This is a genomic window from Xenorhabdus entomophaga (genome assembly GCF_037996725.1).
In the GTDB taxonomy this organism is placed as follows: domain Bacteria; phylum Pseudomonadota; class Gammaproteobacteria; order Enterobacterales; family Enterobacteriaceae; genus Xenorhabdus; species Xenorhabdus khoisanae.
The window spans coordinates 22783-29374 of sequence record NZ_JBBMXH010000057.1; the positions used below are offsets into that span (position 1 = coordinate 22783).

At 42.3% G+C, this 6592-nt stretch carries 4 protein-coding genes and 1 pseudogene; 3 read left to right on the forward strand and 2 right to left on the reverse strand.

The genetic code is table 11. From position 1 onward, the window contains the following. Positions 1 to 83: 83 nt before the first annotated feature. Together AAC854_RS12925 and AAC854_RS12930 are read left to right on the forward strand one after the other, a co-directional pair. Positions 84 to 1250 (forward strand): MFS transporter, encoded by a 1167-nt coding sequence (locus AAC854_RS12925; protein WP_340617452.1) that lies wholly within the window; start codon positions 84 to 86, stop codon positions 1248 to 1250. Between the two features lie 143 nt (positions 1251 to 1393). Further along, positions 1394 to 2392: a Gfo/Idh/MocA family protein gene (locus AAC854_RS12930; RefSeq protein ID WP_340617453.1), complete on the forward strand. Its 999-nt coding sequence runs from the start codon at positions 1394 to 1396 to the stop codon at positions 2390 to 2392. Positions 2393 to 2875: 483 nt separating this feature from the next. Here the strand turns inward: AAC854_RS12930 and AAC854_RS12935 are convergent, their stop codons facing one another. Continuing rightward, positions 2876 to 3793, reverse strand: a complete 918-nt coding sequence (locus AAC854_RS12935; RefSeq protein WP_340617454.1) for an integrase domain-containing protein — start codon at positions 3791 to 3793, stop codon at positions 2876 to 2878. A 422-nt stretch (positions 3794 to 4215) separates the two neighbouring features. Next, a complete protein-coding gene (locus AAC854_RS12940) occupies positions 4216 to 4443 on the reverse strand; it encodes a hypothetical protein (RefSeq protein WP_340617455.1) in 228 nt (75 codons plus the stop codon). A gap of 889 nt (positions 4444 to 5332) precedes the next feature. Between AAC854_RS12940 and tssI the strand changes: the two are divergent. Further along, positions 5333 to 6493: pseudogene (gene tssI / locus AAC854_RS12945) on the forward strand (type VI secretion system tip protein TssI/VgrG); the annotation flags it as partial. Positions 6494 to 6592: the final 99 nt, after the last annotated feature.

Here is a 6592-nt window from a genome sequence, read left to right on the forward strand (position 1 = left end):
AAGTGATATGTTTCACTTATTGCGTTAATTTAGCATTTCTCAAAATTGGATTAATTATCAACCTGTTTTATAGAGGCTTTCTCATGCCAGCAGCGATTTGGGCTCTAGCTATAGCTACTTTTGGAATTGGTACAACAGAGTTTGTAATTTCAGGATTACTTTCTGAAATAGCAACTGAATTTAGGGTGTCAATACCTGCAGCAGGGTATATGGCCACAAGTTATGCCTTGGGAGTATTCATTGGTGCACCTGTTTTAATCATTGCAGGGAAAAGTGTAGAAAGAAAAAAAATGCTTTCCATATTAATGATATTCTTTATCGTTGGAAATATATTAACGGCTTGTGCACCAACATTTTGGTTAGCTATTGCTGGTCGTGTAATAACATCTCTAACTCATGGTTCATTTATTGGAATAGGCTCTATCATTGCAGCTGAACTTGTTCCTAAAAATAAAAAAACAAGTGCAATTGCATTTATGTTTAGCGGAATGACTCTTTCTACTTTAATAGGAATACCTTTAGGAACCTGGTTAGGGCAAATGATTTCTTGGCGAATAACGTTCGTTATGATTTCGGGTATTGGCCTTGTTGCTCTACTAGGAATTTTAAAGTTAATTCCTAGGTCTCAATCACAAACCAACACAAATATAAAAACAGAATTACTTGCCTTCAAAAATTATAATGTATTGATTTGTATGGGTATCACTATTTTAGGGCCAGCTGCTTTCTTTACTTCTATTACTTATATTTCTCCTATGATGACATATATTACTGGGTTATCAGAAAATTCAATAAAATGGGTACTATTGATATTCGGTTTAGGTCTTTTTTTTGGCAATATAATCGGTGGAAAACTAGCGGATAAAGCTCTAATGCCTTTATTGTATTGGACTCTTGGGTTACAAGGGTTAGTGTTATTTGTTTTTTGGATTTATGCTGAAAATACATTAATTGCTTGCTTAAGCATTTTTCTAATGGGTGCTTTTGGCTTCGCAACAATATCTCCCATTCAACGTTTAGTTATGGATAAATCGAGAGAGGCTGGTGCTCCTAATCTTGCATCTGCTGTAAATATTGGATTATTTAATTTAGGTAATGCTATAGGAGCTTGGTTGGGGGGTGTCGTAATAACATCGAATTACGGCTACGAATCACCAAATTTAGTAGGAGGATTACTATCTTCCGCTGCTTTGGTGTTAGCTTTACTATTAGGATTGCGAGACTATCGAAGATCAAAAGTAAAAATTTGAAATATTATTATTTAACCTTAAGTTTGTTTAAGAAGGGAACTAAGGTACCTGAGGTATGAGCTAAATTTTTTCTAAAGAAAACAAAATTGTGGAAATTCTCAGGCATGTATAATTTTTGCGTGAAAAAATAAGGATAAATAAACATGTCAAAATTTAAAATTGGTGTATTAAGTACAGCTAGAATAGTAGAGCTAGGAATTATTTTACCTGCTAATTTGATGAATATTGAGCTTTATTCAGTTGCAGCGCGAGATCCAGAAAAGGCAAAAAAATTTGCTAAACAGCACAATTTTACACGTTACCATAACACTTATCAGCAACTAATTGATGATCCAAAAATTGATATTATATATAATCCACTGCCAAATGGATTACATGGGCCATGGAATATAAAAGCGATTAAATCGGGTAAGCATGTCTTAACAGAAAAACCTTTTTCTAGCAATGAAAGTGAAGCTAGATCAATTTGTGAAATAGCACGTAGCACAAATAGTTTTCTTATGGAGGGATTTCATTACAGCTTCCATCCAGTTTGGATAAGAATAAATGAATTACTAAATATAGATGTTATTGGTAAATTAAAAAAAATAAACATTGTAATGATTATGCCAGAGGCTCCTGTTAATGATCCACGATGGTCGCTTGAGTTGGCCGGAGGAGCTCTAATGGATTTAGGGTGTTATGCCATGCATATTTTTAATCGTCTTAAATCATTTGGGGGAGGTGGGCCTCAGATATACAAGTGCCGGACTCATGAAAGATTGAAAAATTCAGGGGTAGATGAGAAAGCAGACGTTATAGTAAATTACCCAAATGGATTAATGGGAACCGTTCATTGTGATATGGGAGGTGATAGAATTGAATTCACGATTGAATTCATAGGTGAAAAAGGTAGAGTTTTTGCTTTCAATTTCTTACATCCACATATGGATGATCGTATATTAATTGAGACTAATCAAACGACAGTAATAGAAAAATTAGGAAAAACTTATAGTTACACTCATCAATTACAATCATTTTTAGATTATCTACAACATAGCGTTTCTCCTATTCCATTGGATGAATCCTTAGAAACAATGAAATTAATAGATATTTGTTATCGTTTTGCAAAGATGGAGCCACGTCCAACTGTAGTTATGTGATGGACGGTGCGCTGGGCAAAGTTGTACTGTTCTTGCGGGCTCTGTCGCATTAACTAACCCGATATATGGACACCGACTTAACTCAAGTCGGTGTCCATATATCGGGTTAGTTAATGCACTCAGCTGTTAGTTATGGTCTCGTTGTGACTCTCAGACTATACAGGTAAACAGTCCGATCCTCGCCCATAGCCGACCGTCAAATTTAATCGTGCCCTACCGTAGGATAGCCTCAGGTCAAATCGCAGCTAATACAAATCATGACTATTTTTATTCTCTTTCACATGTCATATTAACGTAAATTTAAAGCCTTCTATTTGGAGTGGTCTGGACATAGGTTACCGATGTAATTCAACCATCGGTAACTAACACACAATGGGGCAGAAACGGGTTAGAGATAACATGTGAATAATCGGCTAAGTGTCAAGGTTGGTTTGCTCGTATTCCAATGACCAAAGCAGCAGACCGTGTATGATCCAATACAGCTTATTCGCCCTCAATATTCTGGTAATACACTTGCCTGATATAGCGTCCTCGCTCATCGCCATGCCCTAAATCCATCGATACCAATGCCTGCGCTTCCTGCTCGCTGAAACCCTGCGCCTTGTAATGTTCACCAGATTGCTGGGCAAAATAATAGCGCATACTGTGTGGGGCTTTCTTACCGCTCAGACCAGCACTTCTGACAATATACCGGTAACGATATATGGCTTGAATAACCGTCGGTTTATCAATCAGTTTACCGCTTCGCCCTGCCTGCTCGCATTCGGCGTAGGCAATAGCGTATTGTAAGGCTTCCCGATCCAGTATCAGCGTCTGTCTGGGCCGCCCGCCTTTGGTGCCGAATACCACCCGCACGGAGGTATGGCCGTTTTCCAGCGCTTTTTTCCAGGTGGCTAAGGATTTATAGGCTTCCACCGCTTCTTTGGTACGTAACCCCAGTACATACGCCAGTTGCATTACCGCCGCCACGCTCCGGTCTTTTTGCTCAACTTGCTGGAAAACCGCCTGAAATTCCGCAGGCATTAATGCAGTTTTAGTGCCTGTGCGACTCATCTCGACAATACCCAGTGCCCGGTTACTCAAACGGAAGTTATCCGGTGCGGCCAGTTTATGCTTGCCCGCCTGCCTTAAAATCGTCCGCAGTGCTGACATCTCATTTTGCAGGGTTCGGTGGCTGATCTTGTTGGCTTTACGTTCAGCAATATAGCGCTCAATATATTTGGTTTTGAGGCTGTCCATCTGCCGGAGCTTGATACCATTGTCTTTCAGAAAGTTAAGGAATTGCCGGGCAATCCGTTCTCGATCCGCCACCGTCGCAAAACTTCCGCGCCCTTTTCGAGCATGGGTGATAAATTCTTTTCTGAACAACTCAATTTTTGAACGTGCCGATTTCTGCGCCATTCTCGCATCTCCTACTAATTTGCTTCTTTTTCATTCGTTTTTAAACAAGTCTCTGCGTGTCGGTTCAGGTTCACCGTTCCGTGGTACGTCAGATAATGTGTAGCAGGGGAAAATTGCGTTGAGTTTTTGCAGGAGTTCGCGACATGCTGGGCACGGCGATGGAGTACTCCCCGTTCAGTGCCTGATTTTAGCCAGGATGAACGCCTCATTATCGTGACGTGGTGTTATTTCTCCTTTTTTACTGCATCAGCCTATTGCAAGGCATGGGGTTGAAAAACAAACGAATAAAGTGGTTCAGAATCAGAAAACACCCGAAATAACGGGTGACTTTGAGTAATTCGTGGTTCAAATCGATCGTAAAGCCAGACCGGACGTGCTCTGGACGTTGACGCCTGGCGGCGTCACTTGGTAATCGCTGCGCTTTAACGCAAGTGACGCCGCGCCGTTTTCGGGACGTTTATCGTGATAAATGCAAAACGTGGGTGAACGTTGTACCGGTTAAAACGGTATCGTTCAGCGTGAGGCAGGGAATGTTCTGCCCTGTTATGTCGGTAGCCGGTGATGAATAACACCGGGAAACTTTCATCATCGAAACGTTGGGTTATGGGTCCGATGATATCTGCTTCCAAAAGTGCGCAGATGTACCGCATTGTGATGCACTCCCTTTCAGGCTACGGGAGCTTTAATTTCGCCACCCGGAGGTGATCCTTACAGGCGATGGGATCATTAAGATAACAAGAAAGAGATTAACGATTATGTCAGGCGCAGTCAAACTTTTACCTTATTCTGTCTCTTATTTTTTACCGGATATTTACAACCGAATAGAATATCTATCTCTCCCAAATGTAAAAAATATCTTTTTAATATGACCTATATGAGAATTATCCCATAGAAATATTCATTTTAGTTAAAAAATCACTGAATATGCGTTTTTAATACAAATAAAATATTTATTTTTGTTATATCCTATCATTTAATAATTGGGGTAATAAATGCATTCGCATTTTTAAAAGGTTTTTTTGCGATCATTATCATAAAATGAAAATGATCATGAATTTTAAAATAAAAAAATTATTTTTTTGCTTTTAACTCATTCTGTTACAGAAATTCTGTTTTGTCTGACAGCAACACTCCGTAAGACAATAATTTTATTATATATAAAAACACAGCGTATTCCTCTGATGCAGCAATCATTTTAACTTTTTATCCCGTCATTGTCAGATGAGGGATTTTTATTTCACTTGATTTCATTTGGTTTTCACTTGTCTGTTATTTATTATTTCCCATCATTATTATCTGCCATGAATTAAACAATGCATTCTGACATCAAAGTTTCTTTAAATTACATCAATACTGCTGTGTGAAATTTTCAGCTTATTTGGATGCCGGAAAATAAATAACACCGCGTAGTGATTCTTTAATTATCGAATTTGTCAGAACTGATTGAAATCTTGTGCCCGAACGTTATGGCCTGCACGGCTATCAGGCTGGATAACCTGCCCCATAACGTTATCCGTCATTATCTCAGGGAGATATACCATGTCAGTAAAAAAGCACATTGCGAAACTTCAACAAGGAAAGGCGTTGTTTGAGCAGGGGCAACAAGCCGCCCGTCTGGCTCAGCAAACCGCAGGGATATTGGGCAGCCACGGACAGGGACTGGCCAAGCGGGCGTCAGATGGCCAGCACGCCGCCACCAAAGCCCTGCAAAAAGCCAGCCAGTTGCCGGGTGGTGGGAGCGGAAGTTCGCCCAGCGGCCTGCAATTTACGCTGACCGCCGGCAGTCTGGCGCCACAAACCTTTGTCGTCACCGACTTTACCCTGAATGAACACTTTTCCCAGCCGTTCCAGCTGGAAGTGGGGCTGGCGAGCGTTGATCCGGCGATAGATTTTCCGGCCGTACTCGACCGCTCCGCCACTCTGACGATTACACAGGATGGCGTGGAAAGCCGGAGTATCACGGGTATCGTCGCCAGCTTTGAACAGGGCAATACCGGGCTGCACCAGACCACCTACCGGATGAGTATTCGCCCGGATCTGTGGCGCACCACCCTGCGCCAGAATTCGCGGATCTTCCAGCAACTGAACATTGCGGCCATTATCACCACCCTCCTGAAAGAGCACGGTATCCGTGATGTCGTCTTCAGCCTGCGCCATGCCCACCCGGAGCGGGAATTCTGTGTGCAATATCAGGAAAGTGACTTTGCATTCCTGCAACGCCTGACAGCGGAAGAAGGGATCTTCTACTTTTTTGAATGCGGTAACGGGCGCAATACGCTGGTGTTTGCCGATGATGCCGGCTCTGTCCCACCGGGCATTGTTCTGCCCTACCAGCCGGGTGAGACCAGTACGCTGGGAGAGCCGGCGGTGAGCAACCTGACACACCGGGCACAGGTTCGCCCGGCTCAGGTGCAACTCAAAGACTACACCTTCAAAAACCCGGCATGGCCGGCCGAATTCAGCCAGCAAATGAAGGAGGATACTCTCCAGCAGTTGTATTACGAACATTACGACTATCCGGGCCGTTTTAAGGATGAAGCACACGGTAAGGATTTCACCCGTTACCGTCTGGAGGGGCTGCGCAACAATGCCGTGACAGGGCAAGGCCGTGGTCATGCGATTGCAATCCAGCCGGGGCGGTTATTCACCCTGTACAACCACCCGCGTGAAGACCTGAACCAGTCCTGGCGGTCATGCTCCCAATGATTAGATATTGTGATAAACTTCCTGCTTTTTCTTATGGGTGAGATATGGCTAAAGTTGATGTAGTTTGTCGTTACTGTCATAAAACAGAAGCGG